Below are 19175 nucleotides of genomic sequence, written 5' to 3'. Positions count from 1 at the left end.
TGAAGGCGGTGAACGCCTGACCAGTCCTCTTGCCCGCAAGGGGGCCGGCAAAGCGGCGGAACAGAGCACCAGCGCCTCACCCGCCGCCATTCATCGGAGAGCTTCCCAGTGTGTCGCCTGGCAGCACTTCGGTCAGCCGCCGAGCAACCCGCTGGCCCGCTGCACCCGTCGTTCCGTCGCTGCCTCCAGCACCTGCCAGCCACGCCCGGCGCTGGCCAGGGTGAACCATTTGCGCGCGCGGGTGATGCCGGTGTAGACCAGCTCGCGGGTGAGGATGGGGTTGAGGCTGTCGGGCAGCAGCAGCGCGGCGTGGGTGAACTCCGAGCCCTGGGACTTGTGCACGGTCATGGCGAACACGGTTTCCACCGCCTGCAGGCGGCTGGGCAGGATCCAGCGGATGGCGTCGGTACCGTCGCCCGCCGGGAAGGCCACGCGCGCCACCCAGCGCACCGAGCCATCGTCGGCCGTCTGCGGCAGCGCCAGGGTGATGCCGATGTCGCCGTTCATCAGGCCCAGGCCATAGTCGTTGCGGGTGACCAGCACCGGTCGCCCGGCGAACCAGCCGCTCGCCGAGGGGATCAGTCCTTCGCGTTGCAGCAGGTCGCCGATCAGGCTGTTCAACCCTTCCACGCCCCAGGGCCCGCGGCGCAATGCGCAGAGCAACTGGAACTGGCCATGGGCTTCCAGCACCTTCCTGGCCCAGGTATCCAGTGCGACCTGATCGGCAGTGTCCGCCGGGCGCGAACCGCTGACGACGCGCAGGTAGTGGGCATAGCCGACCGGACCGAACAGGTCGCCACCGCGTCCGCCGTCGATCACCAGATCACGCAGGCTGCGGGTTTCCTGGGCGTCCACGGCGATGCGGGCGAGGTCCTCGTGCTGCGCCTTCCACACCTGGCGCAGGGCCGGGATATCGCCGGCGTTGACCGCCTCGGCCAACTGGCCAATGCCACTGTCGGCACTGAAGCGGTGACTGTGGCGGAGCATCGCCACGGCCTGATCGAGGTCGCTGCCGGAGGTGTCCAGCAATGCAGGGTCGATCGGCTCGCCGGTCACGGCTTCCAGCCAGTCGCGGGTGACCGGACGGTAATGACCTTCGCGCGCGCGGCTGCACAGCTCGCCGAGCACTGCGCCGGCTTCCACCGAAGCCAACTGGTCCTTGTCGCCGAGCAGGATCAGCCGCGCGCGCGGCGGCAGCGCGGCGAGCAGCGAGGCCATCATTTCCAGGTCGACCATCGAAGCTTCATCCACCACCAGCAGCTCCAGCGCCAGCGGATTGCCGGCATGGTGGCGGAACTGGCGGCTGTCCGGCCGGCTGCCGAGCAGGCGGTGCAGCGTAGTGACTTCCGTCGGGATCGCCTCGCGCGCGCCTTCGCCATTGGCCAGCCCAGCGAGGTCGAGGCGCTGCACGGCGCCGGCGATGGATTCGTTCAAGCGCGCGGCGGCCTTGCCGGTGGGCGCGGCAAGGCGGATGCGCAGCGGTCGCCCGCCCTCCCCCAGCGCCAGGCTTTGCAGCAGGGCCAACAGCTTCACCACGGTGGTCGTCTTGCCGGTGCCAGGGCCGCCGGTGACGATGCCGAAAGCGTTGCCGGCGACCAGTGCGCAGGCAAGTTTCTGCCAGTCCGCGGGCGCGCCGTTTTCTTTCGGGAACAGCGCATCCAGCGCCTGGCGCAACTGTGCCGCAGGCAACCCGGCACGTAACGCATCGCCCTGCTGCAGACGCTGGTCGATACCGGCGCGCACTTCGCGCTCGTACTGCCAGTAGCGGCGCAGATACAGACGACGGCCGGACAGCACCAACGGCGTATCGCCAGGGCCTTCGCCGACCAGTCGCGGATCACTCAGCACGGCACGCCAGGCGTCGAGGTCGAAGCCGTCGAGCAGTACGCCAGGCAGCTCCGGGGCGTCCTTGGCCGAGTCGCCTTCAGGCGGCAGGGACAGGGCGAAACGGCTGTCGACCAGGGTCGCTTCCAGGTCGAGGCAGACATGCCCGCGACCGAGCTGGTGGCTGGCCAGCGCGGCGGCGAGGATCAGCAGCGGATTGGCGTCGGGCGCGCGCTCGACCAGGAAGATCGCGAAGGCGCGGTCCAGCTCGCGCAGCCAGCCGCGCTCGGCCCAGCGACCGATCAGCTCAAGCATCTGGGCGGTGCTCTTCATGCCGGCACCTCCGCGCGGAACAGGCGGTCCAGCTCGTCCATCAGTGCCTTCGGCGGGCGCTCCAGGTACATGCCCTGGGTCGCCGAGGAACTGCCGCGCAGGAACAGGTACATCGCGCCTCCGATATGGCGGTCGTAGTCGTAGTCGGGCAGGCGCGCCTGCAGCAGCCGGTGCAGGGCGAACAGGTAGAGCGCGTACTGCAGGTCGTAGCGGTGCTCCAGCAGTGCCTCGCGCAGCGCGCTTTGGGTGTAGGCCTCGTCGTCGGCACCCAGCCAGTTGGATTTGTAGTCGGCCACGTAGTAGCGGCCCTCGTGCTCGAACACCAGGTCGATGAAGCCCTTGAGCATGCCGTTGAGCAGGTTCGCCTGCAGTGTCGGCCGCGCCACGCCGCCGAGCGTATGGCGCGTCACGGCGGCGTCGAGGCGCTGGCTGTCGACATGGCGGGTGGAGAACCAGAACTCCATTTCCTTCTGGAAGGTGGTCAGCCCGGCAAGGCTGACCGGCGTGGCATCGGGCACGCGGAAGGCCGTGCGCAGGTACTGCCCGAGCCAGCCGGTGAGCGGCTCGATCCACTCTTCCCAGCCGCGCACGGCGCAGCGCCGGGCGATCTGGTCGCGCAGCTGTTCTTCGTCGGCGTTGAAGCCTTCGTCGGCGGCCCACTCCAGCAGCCCGTGGAGGAAGCTGCCGGGATTCGCGCCGCGCGGGAAGGCGTGCAGACTGAAGGGTGCGGGCACGGCTTCCAGCTCGCGGTGTTCTTCCAGGCTGCTTTCGCGCAGCAGGTCTTCGCCGGCGCTGATGGGTTCGTCGGCGGCCGGCGCCGGGGCAATGTCGCTGTCTTCTTCAGTGGCCAGCGTCGCCAGCGCGGAATAACTGGCGATCCACCATTTCTCCGCCACCCGGCGACGCGGCTCGCGGGCCGCGCCCAGCTCGCCGGCCTGCAGGCCAACGAAAAGCTCAGTGCCGACTTCCGGCGCCGGCTCCAGGGCGATTTCCACCTGGCCGGCCTGCAGGTCGCCCAGGCGCCCGGTCACGTCATCGACACTCAGCGCGTTGCCGCCGCCCAGCAGGTAGCCCATGGCGCCCTTGTGCAGTTCGGGGCTCTTGCTGTTGCTCATCACCAGCGGCGCCATGCCCAGCCATACGGCGTGGCGCGCACGGGTCAGGGCCACGTAGAGCAGGCGCATGTCCTCGCTCAGGCGCTCGTCGTTGGCCAGCTGGAAGGCGGCCTTGGCCAGCTCCTTGTCGCGGGACAATTCGACTACCCGCGACTCGCCGGACTGGAAGCTCGGCGGCGTGCCGCTCTTGCCGTCCAGCTCGCGCCAGGTGCAGATGAAGGGCAGCAGCACCAGCGGGTATTCCAGGCCCTTTGACTTGTGGATGGTCACCACCTTGATCAGGTCGGCGTCGCTTTCCAGGCGGAGGATTTCCTCGCTGGACGGGCTTTCCAGCTGCTCGGCCAGTACCCGCAGCAAAGCGTGCTCGCCATCCAGCTCCACGGCTTCGCGCTGTAGCCACTCCGCCAGGTGCAGCAGGTTGGTCAGGCTGCGTTCGCCATCGGTCTCGCGCAGCAGGCGCGCCGGCAGGGCGAAGTCGGCGAGCAGGCGACGCAGCATCGGCAGCACGCCCTGCTGTTGCCAGAGCACGCGGTAGTCGCGGAAGCGCAGCACCATCTCCTCCCAGAAGCGTTCGTCCTGGTTCAGCCGCTCCAGGGTCGCCCAGTCCAGCGCCAGGCTGCGGGTCGCCAGGGCGATGCGCAGGGCGCCATCGTCGCCGGGATCGGCGCAGGCGCGCAGCCAGTGCAGCAGGTCGACGGCTTCGGGACTGTCGAATACCGAATCGCGGTCGGACAGGTAGACGCTGGCGAGCCGGCGTTTGGCCAACTCGCCGCGCACGGCTTCGGCTTCGCTGCGACCGCGCACGAGAATGGCGATATCCGCCGGGCGCAGGGCACGCCATTGGCCATCGGCGTCGCGGAAGCCGCTCTGCGCGGAGCTCAGCCAGCGCTGGATGGCGCTCGCGCTGCGCTCGGCCATCTGCTGGCGGTACAGCGTGGAGCCGCAGACCTGGCCGTCGTTGTCCAGTTGCCAGAAGGTCATGGCCGGCGTTTCGCTGCCTCCGAGCAGCAGCGTTTCATCGCGGCCGCGTGCGTCGACGTTGAGGAACGGCACCGGGTTTTCCTGCCCTTCCACGGCAAAGCGGAAGGCGCCACGCGGATGGCCTTCGGCGAACAGGAAGCAACGGTTGGCCGCCCTCACCATGGCCAGCGTGGAGCGGTAGTTGGTGCCCAGCGTGTAGTGCCGCCCGGCGGTGGCGGCACGGGCACGCAGGTAGGTGTGGATGTCGGCGCCACGGAAGGCGTAGATCGCCTGCTTAGGGTCGCCGATCATGAATAGACCGAGGTTTCGCGGGTTCTCGCCGATACGGTAGACGCGCTCGAAGATGCGGTACTGCAGCGGGTCGGTGTCCTGGAATTCGTCGATCAGCGCGATGGGGAACTGCTCGCGGATGCGTTCGGCCAAGCGCTCGCCACCGCTGCCGGCCAGGGCGCGGTCAAGGCGCACCAGCAGGTCGTCGAAGCCCAGTTCGGCGCGCTTCTGTTTTTCCACTTCGAGGTTGTGCCGCACTTCGCCCAGGGCGTGCAGCAGCAGTTGCGGGGCGATCTCCGGGCGCTGCTCGGAACGCTCGACCCAGGCATCGATGGCCAGCAGCGCGGGGTGCTCCGGCACCACGGCCTTGGCTTTCACCTTGATCCGCGTCTGGCCGAACTTGGCCAGGTTGTCCGGCGCGTCGGCGCCTTCGCTCCAGGCAGCCAGCGCTTCGATCCAGCCGGTGAACACGGCGTCGTCATCCTTGCCGCGATAGCTGTTGCCGTTGAGATCGCCGCGCAGGTTGCGCAGCAGTTCGGCGACGCCCTGGCGATCCGCCGCCCAGGCTTCTCGGGCGCGGGTTTCGGCGTCGGCGAGTTCGTCGTAGAACTGCCCGGTGGCTTCCAGCAGCTCGCTCAGCGAAGCCGGGGCGGTCAGCGGCTGGTCGGCGTAGCGGAAGCCGGCCTCCTGCGCCGCCAGCAGCGGTTGCAGGGCGCGGGCCAGCGCTTCGGGGCCGGCGTAGCAATGGCGCACGGCGTTGGCCGCCGCCACGCCCAGCGGGTAGAAGTTGCGCCGCCAGTAGTCGCGCACGGCCTCGGCCAGCAGTTCGCTCTGGTCGGCGGCAAGGTCCTGGGTGAACAGGCTGCCGCTGTCGAAGGCGTGCTCGCGCAGCATGCGGTAGCACCAGCTGTGGATGGTCGAGACGGCGGCCTCGTCCATCCATTCGGCGGCCAGCCGCAGCAGGCGTGCGCAGCCGGGCCAGCGCTCGGCGGCGTAGCTGTCGCGCAGCTTCACCAGCAGGCCGTCGTGCTTCTGCTCAGGCTCGGCAAAGCAGCGCGCGGCTTCGCCCAGGCGTGCGCGGATACGCTCGCGCAGTTCCTGGGTCGCGGCTTCGGTGAAGGTCACCACGAGGATTTCCGGCGGGCTCAACGGCCGGCCGAACGCGGCTTGCTCGCCGCCGTGATCGAGGACCAGGCGCACGTAGAGCAAGGCGATGGTGAAGGTCTTGCCGGTACCGGCGCTGGCCTCGATCAGCCGGCTGCCATGCAGCGGAAAGTCGAGGGGGTTGAGCTCGACGGCGCTCATTGTTCGGCCTCCTTGCGCTGCAACAGTTCGAACAGGGGCCCGTAGAGTGCTTTCGCCCAGGCAGCGAATTCCCCGTCGGCGTTGAGCGCAGAGAAGTCCGGGTAGACCCGCGCCAGCGCCGCCGAAGACGCCGCCTCGCCGCTCAGGTTGAAGCCGCCGTCGTAGCGCTTGGCGGCCTCGCGGGCGGCGCGATCTTCGTCATCTCCGGCGGCCAGCCAGGCGAACGCCGCCTTGCAGGCGACCGGCAGCGGGCGGCTCATGCCCTGGAACCAGGCGTCCATCAGGTTGTTCAGTTCGGCGCGGGCTTGCTCGGCCGGCAGCGGCGGGAATTCCAGGGTGCCAGTCAGCCCGACCAGCACGCTGGTCACCGGTTCGCCGCACAGCTGCAACGCCAGGTGGCGCACCCACGGGCGCACCAGCCCGTGCCATTTGTAGCCCTTGCCTTCATGCAGCTTGCCGCTGACCAGTTGCAGGCTGGCGAGTTGCCCGTCGGCGTTGTGGCGCAGGCCGCCAAGCCAGTCGGCCAGCTGGATGCCGGCGTGTTCGTGGTTGAGCTCGCGCTGTTCGTCTTCCACCTGCGACCAGTGCTCCAGCTGTTCGCGGTAGCGCGCCAGCAGGTCGTGCAACGGTGCCACCAGCGCCTGGGCGGAGAAGTCACCGAAGGCCGCCAGCGGCAGCCGGCCTTCGCGGCGCAGGCGCTCGACCTGGGCGGTCAGTTGCGCCGCCAGCTGATCATCCTGCCAGTGCTGTTCCACCCACGGGCGCAGGCGCTCGCAGAGCTCGAACTGCAATTGCCAGACATCCAGGCCATTCAGCTCGAAGGGCTCTTCGTCCTGGCCGGTCAGTTGTTCCTCGCCGAAGCGCACTTTCAGGCGTTGCAGGAAGAAGGCGCCGACCGGGTTGGCGAGGAAGTCCGAAACCACGCGCAGGCCGATGGGCGCGTCGAGCACCGGCGGCGACAGCGGCGCGTCGTTCGTCTCGCCATCGTGCTCGCGGTGCACATCGCGCCACTCACGGGCGTAGGTATACAGGCCGTCGATGCCCTGTACCGAGGGAGCATCGAAGTAAGCGCGGCTGAAGGGTTGCAGCGGGTGCTCCAGGGTCAGCCCGTGCAACAGGTCGCTGTCGTTGGCGCCGTGCCAGCCGGCGGCGAGGTGGTCGCGCAACTGGCCGACCAGCACGGACGGCGGGCGCTCGCTGTTGTCGCGGATGCTCCGGCCAACCCAGCTGACGTAGAGCTGGCGGCGCGCGGAAAGCAGCGCTTCGAGCAAGAGGTAACGGTCGTCCTCGCGGCGCGAACGGTCGCCGGGGCGGTAGTCGTTGCGCATCAGGTCGAAGTCCAGCGGCGACTGCGGGCGCGGGTAGTCGCCGTCGTTCATGCCCAGCAGGCAGACCAACTGGAAGGGAATCGCGCGCATCGGCATCAGGGTGCAGAAGCTTACCGCACCGGCGAGGAAGCGCTGGTTCAGGCCGCCGGCATCCAGCCCGCTGAGCCAGGCCTCGCGCACCACCGAAAGCGGTAGCGGGTCGGTGAAGCCGGCGTAGCCGCAGGTTTCCAGCCAGCCGTCGAGCAGGTCCAGCAGTTGCTGGCGGAGCAGTTCGTCGTGGTCGTCGGTGACCCGGAAGAAATCTTCCAGCAGGCCGCGCAGGCGTTGCACCCAGGTCGCCGCGTCGGCTTCCTCGGCGAGCAGGTCACAGGCCTTTTCCAGTGCGCCGAGCAAGCCGGCCAGCGGGCCAAGGGCGGCGGCGTCGAGGCCGCCGATTTCCGCGTAGGGCTGGATGCCCTGGAAGGCATCGCCCTCGCCCACCGCAAAGCCCAGCAGCATCCGCCGCAGGCCGAAGCGCCAACTGTTGGCTTCAGCGGCAGCGGGCAGGCCAAGGCGTTCGCGCTGCTGGCCGTCGAGGCCCCAGCGCACACCGGCGCCATCGATCCAGCGGCGCAGCAACGGCAGGTCGGCATCGGCCAGCCCGAAGCGCGCGCGCACGGCGGCGACGTCCAGCAGGTCGAGGATTTCGCTCACCGCGAAACGGCTATCGGGCAGCCGCAGCAGGTGCTCCAGCGCCACCAGCAGCGGCTCGCGGCCGCGCTGGCCCTGGTCGGCCAGGGTGTAGGGGATGAAGCGCTTGTCGTCGCGGGCGATCTGGCCGAACACGGCTTCGATGTGCGGCGCGTAGGGGTTGATGTCCGGGACCATGACAATCACGTCGCGCGGACGCAATGTGGGGTCGGCATCGAAGCGCGCGAGCAACTGGTCGTGGAGGATTTCCACTTCGCGCTGGGCGCTGTGGGCGACGTGGAAGCGCACCGAGTCATCGGTACGTGGGTCGACTGCCGGCCAGTGCTCGCGGGTCTCGTTGATCGGCCGCAGTTCGAGGATGTCGTCCTGCAACTGGCCGAGCAGGCTGCCCGGTTCCACGTCGCTGAACAGGTCGATACGCCCGTTGCTCACTGCGCCCAGGCGCGCGCGGTAGGTTTCCGGATCGTCGTACTGGTCGAGCAGGTTGATGTAGTCGCGGCCCTGCTTGCCCCAGGCGGCCAGCAGCGGCTGGGCGTACTGGTGCTGCTGGTCGTCGCTGAGCAGCTCCGGTGTACCGGCGCGACGGCGCTGGCGACGGTATTCGTGGCGCAGCAGGTCCTTGTCGGCAACGATGTCGGCCCAGTGGTGACGGCAGGGGTTGTGCACGCAGAGCAGTACCTGGGCGTGGCGCGCCAGCACCGCGAGGGCCTCCACTGTCTGTGCGGGCATGGCGGAGATGCCGAATACCACCACGCGACGCGGCAGGTTCGGCAGCAGGTTTTCGGCGCCCTTCAGCTTCTCGATGAAGCGCCCGTGCACACCGGCACGGCTGGTGGCCAGGCCTTCGGTGCCGACATCGTCGAGCAGCGCGCGCCACAGGGCAGCCTGCCAGCGATTATCGGCCTCCAGCTCGCGGACTGTGCCGTTGGCCAGGCGCAGCTGATCGACGCTGCGGCTCCAGTCCTCCAGCCAGTCGGCGCGGTAGACCTGGTACTGGTCGAACAGGTCGGCCAGGCGTTCGGCCAGCTGGTGGCGCTTGCGCAGGTCCGCGTCGTCGGCGAGAAAACGTTGCAGGGTGGCGAACTCGTCGCGCTCCAGCAGCGTGGGCAGCAGGCGCATCAGACGCCAGGTCAGCGGGCCCTTGTCGAGCACCGAGACCTCGGGGATTTCATCGCGGCCCAGCGCCCCCCGGTAGGCACGCCAGAGGAATTGCGCGGGCAGTTGTACGTCCAGCGCGGCAGTGACACCGCAGCCGCCGTCCGCCACGTCACGCCCCAGCGCCAGCTTCAGCCACTGGGCGATGCCGTTGCTCTGCACCAGGATGACTTCGTTCTCCAGCGGCGCCAGCGGGTGCAGGCTCATCCACTGCACCAGCAGATCGCGCAGCGCTTCCGGATGGTTGCCGTGGATCACCATCAGGCCGGGGGTCAGTCGCTGCTCGATCATCGTGTCTCCAGGAACGGGCGGGCGGCGCTGACGCACCGCGAGGGATGAGCGGCATTTCACCAAAAACCGCGGTCGGGAGCAGCCTTTTTTCCCACTCGGCAGGAGGATTCATCCACCACCGCGAAACGCCTGACGCTTGGCTTCACCTAAACCCGCGAGGTACCGGGGCTCTCCTACATTTTCGAAACTGACTGCATCACAGTTCGTTCCTCCGGCCAGCGGCTATGCTGACTCCACGGCCGTCCCAGGCCAGCCATGGAGGAAATGATGGGTAAGAAGAGCAAGGCAAAGAACCCGGCCCCCGAACAGACCGGGAAGATGAAGACCAAGGAGTACGAGGAACACCTGCGCAAGCTGTCGGTGGAGCTGGTCAAGCTGCAGGAGTGGGTGGTAAGCAAGGGCCTGAAGGTCTGCATCGTCTTCGAAGGTCGCGACGGTGCCGGCAAGGGCGGCACCATCAAGGCGCTCACCGAGCGCGTCAGCCCGCGAGTGTTCCGGGTGGTGGCGCTGCCCACGCCCACCGAGCGCGAGAAGTCCCAGCTCTACGCCCAGCGCTACATCAAGCACCTGCCTTCAGCCGGCGAGGTGGTGATCTTTGACCGCAGCTGGTACAACCGCGCCGGCGTCGAGCGGGTGATGGGCTTCTGCACCGAGGAGCAGGCCGACAAGTTCCTCGCCGTGACCCCGATGTTCGAGCGCATGCTCACCGAGTCGGGGATCATCGTGCTGAAGTTCTGGCTGGAGGTCAGCCCCGAGGAGCAGGAGCGCCGCCTGAGAGACCGCATCACCGACGGCCGCAAGATCTGGAAGCTGTCGCCGATGGACGTGAAGTCCTTTACCAAGTGGGACGAATACACCCGCGCCCGCGACCTGATGTTCGCCGCTACCGACTCGCCCTGGGCGCCCTGGATCGTGGCGCCGTCCGAAGACAAGAAGCGCGTGCGCCTGAACGTCATCAAGCACATCCTCAAGCACGTGCCGTACAAGGAAATCCCGCGCGAGGAAGTGAAGCTGCCCAAGCGCGGCAGGATCGGCAAGTACAAGAGCCCCGACTATCCGTTCCACTACATCGACGAGGTCTTCTGAGGCCAACCGGGGCTGGTGCTCGCCGGCCCCGGATCGATCTGCACCAAGCGCCCACCGCTCACTGCGCTTTGAGCCAATCGCGGACGAAGTCCGCCCCCCAACTGGCCTCAGGCGATGGAGCGCAGATACTTGGCGACCTCGCCAGACAACCATCCGGCAAACGCTGCCACCTTGGCCTGGGTTGCCTCGCGCTCGGGCCACACCAGCCAGTAGGGGAAGCCGTACGGCACGCGCAGATCGCTGAGCGCCACCAGCTCGCCGCTTTCCAGCGCTCCGGCCACCAGGCTGCGCCGTTCGAGACCGATTCCCTGCCCCATGCGCACCGCCTCGATGCTCAGGTTGGAGTCGTTCACCACGAACTCCGCCGCCTCCTGTGGCACCGCTACGCCAGCCGCCTGGCACCAGCCCAGCCAGGACTCGAAGCCGGTGACACGCGGGCAGCGAAGGATTTCTGCAGGCGTCCGGGGCAGACGCCCACCGTTGAAGTCGGGCGCGGCAACGACCACCACTTCATCCTCGAACAGGTATTCCTGCGCCAACCCTTCCCAGTGGCCCTGGCCGATGCGGATCGCCACGTCGGCCAGGCCCTGGCGCAGGTCCATCACTTCCAGGCTGGCCAGCAGGCGCAGGCGGTACTGTGGATAATTTGCGCGCAAGCCCGGCAGACGTGGCAGCAGCCACTTCTGGCCGAAAGACGGCGTGAGTGCCACCACCAGCTCATCCTCGCCCGGACGCGCCTTGGCCAGTCGGGTCGCCTCGGCGATGTCGCGCAATGCGCCGCGAATCTGCAGGGCATAGAGACGGCCTTCCTCGCTCAGGCGCAGTCCTCGCCCCTCGCGCTGCAGCAGGGTGATGCCCAGCAGGCTTTCCAGCTGGCGCACCTGCTGGCTGATAGCCGAGTGGGTGACATGCAGTTCGCTGGCGGCGAGGGTCACGCTGCCGAGCCGGGCAACGGCCTCGAAACTGCGTAGGGCGGAGAGCGGTGGCAATGCGCTCATGTAAGTTTTCCTAACCGAATCGGTCACTAATCGTCGCTATTTCCCAGCGACCAAAGCCGCTAGATTCATGACCAACGCGCGAAAACCGCGCCAGCCACGATGCAATTTCCACTAACAGGATGTCCCCATGCAACAGAAGCTTCCGCACCTGATCGGCATGCTCGACTCGCCCTACGTGCGCCGCGTCGCCATCACCCTGCGCCTGCTCGGCATCGAGTTCAGCCACCAGTCGCTGTCGGTGTTCCGCACCTACGAGGAATTCCGCGGCATCAACCCGGTGGTGAAGGCGCCGAGCCTGGTCCTGGGCGACGGCCAGGTGCTGATGGACTCCACCCTGATCATCGACTGCTTCGAACACCTGGCCGGGTGCAGCCTGATGCCCGCCGAGCCGGCCGCGCGGGTACGCGCCACGCGTTTGCTGGGCCTGGCCCTGGCGGTCATGGAAAAGGCCGTGCAGCGCTACTACGAGCAGCAGCGGCCGCAGGACAAACAGCTCGCCACCTGGCAGGAGCGGGTCGACCAGCAGTTGCACGCGGCCCTGGCGCAACTGGAAAGCGAGCTGCGCGAGATGTCGCTGGACGCCGGCGCGCCGCTGGATCAGGCCGGGCTGAGCATCGCCGTGGCCTGGACCTTCGTGCAGCTGCTGCACTCCGAGGACATTCCGGCCGAAAGCTACCCGGCAGTACGCGACTGGACGGAACAGGCCGAAGCGCTGGACGTCTTCAAGGCCTTCCCGCCGATGTGAGTCAATGAGCCTGCGGCTTGCTCAGGGTGACGGTGCCGAAGGTCATGAAGACGAAAGCGCTGCCAGCGGGGCCGCGATAGGCTCCCTGGGCCTCGCCCAGCTTGCAGGCCAAGGCGGTGAATTCCCAGGCCTGCTCCTGACTGCACTCCAGCTTCTGCGTGGTGAGCAACTCGATACCGTTCTCCTCGCCGTACTGGCGCACGGCGAAGGCATGCTCCTGCAGGGGCGCCACGACGGAGGGATGCTCCCAGCCCCACAGCCAGGTGCCATCGGCCGAGTTGTAGGTGCCAATGATCTGCACCGGGCAGCTCGCAACCATGCCCTCGGGATGGGCGAACTCGATGATTCCGCTGTCCTGATCGACACTCCACGAGCACTCGCCAAGGTGCCAGGTGCCATCGTGCACCTCGGCCTTGGCGGTCAACTCGGCGACGCATTGGTCGAGGAATGCCTGGAATGGCGAAGCCGGAGGGCTCGGCGGGGTTTCCTTGCCCAGAAGGCGTTTGAAAAAATTCATGGTCGGTCCTTCAACTCTCTGTATGGAAAATCATGGGTGATTGCGGCTGCCCGCATGGCTGTCAGTCGCGCGGCAGCTCCTCGTGCTGCTGCCGGGTGAAGCGCAGCAGGCCGAAGCAAATGACGAAGCCGCAGAGCGCCAGCCCGGCGGCAACCAGGAAGATCGACGCGTAGCCATGTCGGGCGGCAACCAGCCCCATCAGCGGGCCGGCTATGCCCATCGCCAGGTCGAAGAACAGCGCGTAGGCGCCCAGTCCCGCACTGCGGCTGCTGGCCGGGATGCGCAACACCGCCTCGACGCCCAGCGATGGATAGACCAGCGACAGGCCGCAACCGGTGAGCGCCGCGCCCAGCAGCGCAAAACCCGGCCCCGGCGCCTGCCAGAGCAGCAGCAGGCCGAAGACTTCAACGCCGAGACAGACCACCGCGACGGCGAAACCGCCGAAGCGATTGACCATGCCCGAGAAGATCAGCCGCGCGCCGACGAAGCAGACGCCGAAGGCCGTCAGGCACCAGGCCGGGTTCGCCCAGCCCTGACTGCCGTAATAGAGGGTGATGAAGGTCGCCAGGGTGCCGAAGCCAATGGAGCCGAGCATCACGCACATCCCGTAGGGCAGCACGCGGCCGAGCACGGCATGGAAGGCCATGCGCACGCCCGGAATGGTCGGCACCTCCTCCCGACTTCGGGCTGCCAGCCAGCCCAGCGCGGTGAGTACCAGGATACTCACCCCCAGGCTCCACAGGCCCAGCGAGGCCGACATGGTGACTCCCAGCGGCGCCCCGATGGCGATGCCGCCGTAGCTGACGATGCCGTTCCAGGAAATCACCTTGGCGGTGTTAGGCGTGCCCACCAGCGCAATGCCCCAGCTCGCCGTACCAATCCCCAGCAGTCCCTGCGCCAGGCCGAACAGCAGGCGGCTGCCGAGCAGCAAGGCCAGGCTCAGCCAAGTCACGGACGCGAAGCTGGTGGACGCCAGCACCAGCACACCGCCGGCGCCCAGAACGCCCAGGCCGTAGAGCACGGCGCGCTTGGCCCCGTAGGTATCGGCCACGTAGCCCGCCAGCGGGCGGGACAGCAGGGTGGCAATGTACTGCAGGCCGATCACCACGCCGGCGATCACTGTCGAGTAGCCCAGGCCTTCGTGGACGAAGCCGGGCAGCACCGGCAGCAGCAGGCCGATGCTCAGGAACAGGACGAAGGTGAAGAAGACGGTCGCGAGGATGCGCAGGGTAACGGCGGCGTTTCGCTGCTCGGACGAGCTCATGGACGGGCCTGACGGTGGGTGGCGGAGCGTGTGCGGGGACGATTGAAAGCAGGCTATCTATTTCCGCCGCGATTGCCAATCCGAACCTTGCTCGCCGGCCGATGCTCCTATAGTTGTTGCATTGCTGCGCGCCGTGGCGGCGCGCTCCACTTCAACCCAGGAGATAGTCATGGATACCAGCCAGCACAGCCTGAGCGCCCTGTTCAAGCAACTGGGGCTGCCCGACGGGCGCAAGGACATCGATACCTTCCTCGGCAGCCACCGCCTCGCCGAGGGCCAGAAACTGCCGGACGCGCCGTTCTGGAACGCCGCCCAGTCGCAGTTCCTGCGCGAGGCGCTGCAGCAGGATTCGGACTGGACCGAAGAAGCCGACGAGCTGGCGGTGCGCCTGTCCAACTGATCGAGCAGCGTCGGCTGCTCTGCTTCAAAGGCGCGGGCGGCGGCCCTATTTCAAATAGGAACGCAGCACGCCCATGACCTGTTCGAGGTCCTCGTGGCGCTGTGCCGCAGTACGGTCCTCGGCGCCCAGGTGGTCGCGCAGATGGCCTTCGAGCACCTCGGCCATCAGGCCGTTCACCGCGCCACGGATGGCGGCGATCTGCTGCAGGATCGCTGCACATTCGCTACCCGCCTCCAGCGCCCGTTCCAGTGCTTCGCCCTGGCCCTTGATGCGCCGCACCCGGGTCAGCAACTTCTTCTGGTCCTTGATGGTATGTCCCACGTCAAAACTCCAAAGGTATACTGGGGTATAGTATCGAGACTGATTCTGTGGACCATCATCATGCAGCACGCCGCCCACCCGCAAGACGGTCGCCACGACCACCAGTTCCACGAAGGCAATCCCCTGGCCGAACGCAACACCCTGCGCGCCGCGCTGCTGACCGTCGTGATGATGGTGGTGGAGATCGCCGGCGGCTGGATCTTCAACTCCATGGCGCTGCTCGCCGACGGCTGGCACATGAGTTCCCACGCCCTGGCGCTGGGGCTGGCGTTCTTCGCCTACGTGGCGGCGCGGCGCTTCAAGGGCGACGCGCGCTTCGCCTTCGGTACCTTCAAGATCGAGATTCTCGCCAGCTACACCAGCGCCATCCTGTTGCTGGGCGTGGCGGCGCTGATGATGTTCGAGTCCGTCGCACGGCTGCTCTCCCCTTCACCGATCCATTACCAGCAGGCCATCGCCATCGCGGTCATCGGCCTGCTGGTGAACCTGGCCTGCGCCTGGCTGCTGCGCGGCGAGCACCATCACCATGGCCACGATCATCATCATGGTCATGACCATCACCACGGCCATGACCATCACGCCCATGGTCACGACCTGAACCTGCGCGCGGCCTATCTCCACGTGCTGGCCGACGCCGCCACCTCGGTGGCGGCGATCATCGCCCTGATCGGCGGCCTGATCTGGGGCGCCGCCTGGCTCGACCCGCTGATGGGCATGGTCGGCGCCGTGCTGGTGGCCGTCTGGTCGGTCGGCCTGCTCAAGCAGAGCGGCCGGGTGCTGCTGGATGCAGAGATGAACGACCCGGTGGTGGAGGAAATCCGCGAGGTGGTCGCCGAGCTGCCCAATCCGGCGCGCATCACCGACCTGCACCTGTGGCGCGTGGGCAAGTCGCGCTACGCCTGCATCCTCAGCCTCGCCAGCAGCGGCGGCCTGACGCCCGAGCTGGTGCGCCAGCGCCTGCAGGTCCACGAAGAACTGGCGCACATCACCGTGGAGATCAACCCGATTCCCGCCTGAGGACGGCCCATTAAAAGACCGGAAGTCGTGGCGGCTTTGACGGCCGCCACGCCGCTGCGGCCTAATGCGCAGCCTGTCGAACCCGGTCGCCTGCCTGCATGTCCAGCTCCCGCTTCTCCACCGCCCAGCAACGCGCCAGCATCCTGCACCTGCCCGCCGGCCCCTGGACGACGGTGCTCGACTGCTTGTGCGCGCGCTTCCCGGCGATCAGCCGCGACACCTGGCTGGACCGCATGGCGCGCGGCAAGGTGCTGGACAACGACGGCCAGCCCATCGGGCCCGAGCATCCTTACCGCGAAGCACTGCGCATCCATTACTTCCGCGAGGTGCCGCAGGAAACGCCGATCCCCTTCCAGGAGAGCATCCTGTATGCCGACGAACACCTGGTGGTGGCGGACAAGCCGCACTTCCTGCCGGTGACGCCCGCCGGGCAGTACGTCGAGGAAACCCTTCTCGCCCGCCTCACCAGGCGCCTGGACAACCCGCAGCTGGTGCCGCTGCACCGCATCGACCGGCTCACCGCCGGGCTGGTGCTGTTCTCCGCCAACCCGACCAACCGCGATGCCTACCAGGCGCTGTTCCGCGAGCGGCGAATCGACAAGCTGTACGAAGCCATCGCCCCGGCGCTGCCGCAACGGGCGTTCCCGCTGGTGCATCGCTCGCGGATGGTCGAGGGCGATCCCTTCATCCGCATGCAGGAAGTGGACGGTGAGCCCAACAGCGAAACGCGCATCGAGGTGCTGGAGCAGCGCGGCGAGCTGTGGCGCTATGGATTGCATCCGGTGTCCGGCAAACGTCACCAGTTGCGCGTGCACATGTCGGGCCTGGGCGCGGCGCTGTGCTTCGACCCGCTCTACCCGACGCTGCCACCACGCGGCGAGCGGCCACCGGAAGACTTCGACAAGCCGCTGAAGCTGCTGGCCCGGCAACTGGAGTTCATCGACCCGCTCACCGGCGAGGCGCGGCATTTCAGGAGCCAGCTGGAACTGACCTGGCCTTCCATCAATTTCATCGATGGTCACCCTTAAGACGATCCATTTCCGTCGATAGTGGCCCGGGTGTTTTCATAGCTCCACCCCAAGGAGAGAAAGCATCGGGAGCCCGATCATGAGCTACAGCGCCAAGTCCTTTTCCGCCCTCGTCAACGCCCTGCGTGCCGATGGCATCACCCGTCCCGAACAGATGGCACGGCAGCCCTTCCGCAATGCCCAGGGCTTCTGGTCCGCGGTGGCCAAGAAATGAACCTCGTGCGGCGACTCCCGCCTGCGCTGCGCATGGATGCGGTGATCGTCCTCTACGCCCTGGCCGCGGCCTGGCTGGTCTTCTCGGGCCTGTAATGGCGGACCGGTGAAAAAGACCCAATGAAAAGGGCAGCCACGGCTGCCCTTTTTCGTGTCCCGCGCGGCCCTGCCGCGCTCCATCCTCACTTCTTCAGACAGGTGCTCATGAACGCCTTGCGTTCATCACCCTTGAGCGCCTTCTTCGTCGCATCGGCGTTGCAGGTCTTCATCTTTTCCTGCTGCGCCGTCGTCGCCTTGGTTTCGCCCCCGCCAGCCTTCAGGCAGGTGCTCATGAACGCCTTGCGCTCATCACCCTTGAGCGCCTTGGTGGTGGCATCGGCGTTACAGGTTTTCATCTTCTCCTGCTGCGCGGTCTGCGCGGCGGTGGCGGCAAAGCCTTGCGCCGAAAAAAGCAGAGCCAGGACGAGCAGCGGAATCCGAACGGTGGTCATGGAGTGGTCTCCCAGGATGGAATTGCCACTCTGAGCGTAGCTCGCAGCCCAGCATTCGCGAGGGCTGCGCCGCGATGCTGCACTTCATCCCGCGCGGCCCGTGATGGCTTGCGCGAGGCGAAAAAGAAAACCAGTTATATATAAATTCGAATTGATAATTTTTTGAAATATCAAAAATACCGCAGTATGGCGCTGCCACCCATTCGGTACACCAGGAACCTGCCATGTCGCTGTTGACCCTTCCCAATGCCCGCGAGCAAACCAAGTCGGTCCGCGCCACGGTGCTGGTGTTCAAGGACCCGCGCTCGCAGGAGCTGCTCAACCGCATCGAGCGCCTGGCCCCGAGCGAGGCCAACGCATTGATCATCGGCGAGACCGGTACCGGCAAGGAGCTGGTCGCGCGACATATCCACAAGCTCAGCCGCCGCAGCGGCGCGCCCTTCGTGGCGGTGAACTGCGGTGCGTTCTCCGAGACACTGGTGGAGAGCGAGCTGTTCGGCCACGAGAAAGGCGCCTACACCGGCGCCACAACCAGCAAGGCCGGTTGGTTCGAGTCGGCCAATGGCGGCACCCTGTTCCTCGACGAGATCGGTGACCTGCCGCTGAACATGCAGGTGAAACTGTTGCGCGTGCTGCAGGAGCGCGAGGTGGTACGCCTGGGCTCGCGGACACCGGTGCCGATCAACGTGCGGGTGGTCGCCGCCACCAACGTCAACCTGGCCGACGCTGTGGTGGCCGGGCATTTCCGCGAGGACCTGTTCTATCGCCTGCACGTCGCCACCATTCGCCTGCCCCCGCTGCGCGAGCGTCCCGGCGACATCCTGCCGCTGGCCGAGTTCTTCCTCGAAGAGCACTGCCAGCGCCTGGGCTACAACCGCGCATCCCTGAGCCCCGAGGCCGAACGCAAGCTGCTGGGTCACACCTGGCCGGGCAATATCCGCGAGCTGGAGAACGCCATCCACCACGCCCTGCTGGTGTGCCGCAATCAGCAGGTGCAGCCAGGCGACCTGCAACTCGCCGAGCTGCCGTCCGCGCCACGCCACGACTCGCTGCGCCACGAAACCTTCCCCCACGCCCTGGCGCCCCGCGTCGAGGCCACCCTGGAGCAGGCGCTGCTGGATCTGTTCGAAAGCAACAAGCCCGACCTCTACGAGCACGTCGAGGAAGTGCTGTTCCGCACCGCCTACCACTTCTGCCATGGCAACCAGCTGCAGACCGGCCGCTTGCTGGGCATCAGCCGCAACATTGTCCGCGCCCGCCTGGAAAAGATCGGTGAACTGAACCTCAGCCGCACCGGCTGAGGTGAGTTCAGCCCGCGCCAGCAGCGGGCTGAAACCGTCCGTCGGCGATCCCCGTCCGGCCTCCCCCCGCGAAAGGTTATAATCCGCGCCGGTTTTGCAGCCGGCACGCCAGTACAGGCTGAGCGTCTACACTTCCAGGGCATCGCCCGGGCGGGACGTCGACAGCCAGCGAAAGGCCCATCGCCGTCAGCTGCCAGTCACCCTCTTCAAGTCATCAGCTTCAAGTCATCAGGAACCATCGTGACCAAAGACGAACTGCGCGCGGAACTGGAGCGCCAGGAGCAACGTTTCAAGGATGAACAGGGCGGCGAAGTGACCCTTTATGCCGCCCAGCCCGAACCCGGCAAGAAACCCTGGCGCAAGCGACCCAGCGTGCAGGACAAGGCCTTCGACCGGGAACTGGAAAGAATCGAAGAAGAACGACAGAAAAAGGATCAGGAAGGCGCTTCCGTTTAAAGCGCAGGTACGGCCCCAGACTGAAAGACCCACCCGAATCTGTTGT

The 19175-nt window shown here is 67.1% G+C and carries 16 protein-coding genes; 8 read left to right on the top strand and 8 right to left on the bottom strand.

Annotated elements, in window-relative coordinates:
- Positions 1-132 precede the first annotated feature (132 nt).
- From recD to recC, 3 genes are read right to left on the bottom strand one after another with little or no spacing between them, the layout of a single operon-like run.
- Entirely contained in the window at positions 133-2157 is a 2025-nt protein-coding gene (gene recD / locus IB273_RS18955; protein ID WP_192224756.1) for an exodeoxyribonuclease V subunit alpha, read from the bottom strand.
- Complete coding sequence (recB, locus tag IB273_RS18950; protein ID WP_192224755.1) at positions 2154-5828, bottom strand: exodeoxyribonuclease V subunit beta; 3675 nt, start codon at positions 5826-5828, stop codon at positions 2154-2156. Before recB ends, recD begins: the two co-directional genes overlap by 4 nt.
- Entirely contained in the window at positions 5825-9292 is a 3468-nt protein-coding gene (gene recC / locus IB273_RS18945; protein WP_192224754.1) for an exodeoxyribonuclease V subunit gamma, read from the bottom strand. Before recC ends, recB begins: the two co-directional genes overlap by 4 nt.
- Before the next feature lie 267 nt (positions 9293-9559).
- Between recC and ppk2 the strand changes: the two genes are divergently transcribed.
- The gene (gene ppk2, locus IB273_RS18940; protein ID WP_192224753.1) at positions 9560-10378 is read left to right on the top strand and encodes a polyphosphate kinase 2; all 819 of its coding nucleotides are present in this window, start codon (positions 9560-9562) and stop codon (positions 10376-10378) included.
- Between the two features lie 107 nt (positions 10379-10485).
- Here the strand turns inward: ppk2 and IB273_RS18935 are convergent, their stop codons facing one another.
- Complete coding sequence (locus tag IB273_RS18935; protein ID WP_081517543.1) at positions 10486-11376, bottom strand: LysR substrate-binding domain-containing protein; 891 nt, start codon at positions 11374-11376, stop codon at positions 10486-10488.
- 127 nt (positions 11377-11503) lie between these two features.
- On the opposite strand from IB273_RS18935, the gene IB273_RS18930 reads away from it, so the two are divergent.
- Entirely contained in the window at positions 11504-12121 is a 618-nt protein-coding gene (locus IB273_RS18930; RefSeq protein WP_192224752.1) for a glutathione S-transferase family protein, read from the top strand.
- Position 12122: 1 nt separating this feature from the next.
- Here the strand turns inward: IB273_RS18930 and IB273_RS18925 are convergent, their stop codons facing one another.
- On the bottom strand, positions 12123-12638 hold the full coding sequence (locus IB273_RS18925) for a DUF6882 domain-containing protein (RefSeq protein WP_225594723.1): 516 nt from the start codon (positions 12636-12638) through the stop codon (positions 12123-12125).
- A gap of 61 nt (positions 12639-12699) precedes the next feature.
- Entirely contained in the window at positions 12700-13902 is a 1203-nt protein-coding gene (locus IB273_RS18920; RefSeq protein ID WP_192224751.1) for an MFS transporter, read from the bottom strand.
- A gap of 169 nt (positions 13903-14071) precedes the next feature.
- Between IB273_RS18920 and IB273_RS18915 the strand changes: the two genes are divergently transcribed.
- The gene (locus IB273_RS18915) at positions 14072-14302 is read left to right on the top strand and encodes a DUF2789 domain-containing protein (protein ID WP_081517540.1); all 231 of its coding nucleotides are present in this window, start codon (positions 14072-14074) and stop codon (positions 14300-14302) included.
- Between the two features lie 45 nt (positions 14303-14347).
- On the opposite strand, the gene IB273_RS18910 is transcribed toward IB273_RS18915, so the two are convergent.
- On the bottom strand, positions 14348-14623 hold the full coding sequence (locus IB273_RS18910) for a metal/formaldehyde-sensitive transcriptional repressor (RefSeq protein ID WP_192224750.1): 276 nt from the start codon (positions 14621-14623) through the stop codon (positions 14348-14350).
- A 60-nt stretch (positions 14624-14683) separates the two neighbouring features.
- On the opposite strand from IB273_RS18910, the gene dmeF reads away from it, so the two are divergent.
- The 3 genes from dmeF to IB273_RS31635 all read left to right on the top strand — a co-directional run bounded on the left by dmeF (position 14684) and on the right by IB273_RS31635 (position 16882).
- The gene (dmeF, locus tag IB273_RS18905) at positions 14684-15640 is read left to right on the top strand and encodes a CDF family Co(II)/Ni(II) efflux transporter DmeF (RefSeq protein WP_192224749.1); all 957 of its coding nucleotides are present in this window, start codon (positions 14684-14686) and stop codon (positions 15638-15640) included.
- A gap of 98 nt (positions 15641-15738) precedes the next feature.
- Positions 15739-16668, top strand: coding sequence for a pseudouridine synthase (locus IB273_RS18900; RefSeq protein WP_081517538.1), 930 nt, complete (start codon positions 15739-15741; stop codon positions 16666-16668).
- Positions 16669-16747: 79 nt separating this feature from the next.
- Positions 16748-16882: a hypothetical protein gene (locus IB273_RS31635; RefSeq protein ID WP_017519380.1), complete on the top strand. Its 135-nt coding sequence runs from the start codon at positions 16748-16750 to the stop codon at positions 16880-16882.
- 181 nt (positions 16883-17063) lie between these two features.
- Here IB273_RS31635 and IB273_RS18895 read toward each other — a convergent pair whose 3' ends face one another.
- A complete protein-coding gene (locus IB273_RS18895) occupies positions 17064-17372 on the bottom strand; it encodes a PsiF family protein (protein WP_045209676.1) in 309 nt (102 codons plus the stop codon).
- 224 nt (positions 17373-17596) lie between these two features.
- Here IB273_RS18895 and IB273_RS18890 point away from each other — a divergent pair, with 224 nt between their 5' ends.
- A complete protein-coding gene (locus tag IB273_RS18890; protein WP_192224748.1) occupies positions 17597-18673 on the top strand; it encodes a sigma-54 interaction domain-containing protein in 1077 nt (358 codons plus the stop codon).
- A 240-nt stretch (positions 18674-18913) separates the two neighbouring features.
- On the top strand, positions 18914-19129 hold the full coding sequence (locus IB273_RS18885) for a hypothetical protein (RefSeq protein WP_081517536.1): 216 nt from the start codon (positions 18914-18916) through the stop codon (positions 19127-19129).
- The last annotated feature ends 46 nt before the right edge of the window (positions 19130-19175 follow it).

Source organism: Pseudomonas sp. PDM19 (assembly GCF_014852215.1).
In the GTDB taxonomy this organism is placed as follows: Bacteria; Pseudomonadota; Gammaproteobacteria; order Pseudomonadales; family Pseudomonadaceae; genus Pseudomonas.
This window is presented reverse-complemented; position numbering and strand designations above follow the sequence as displayed.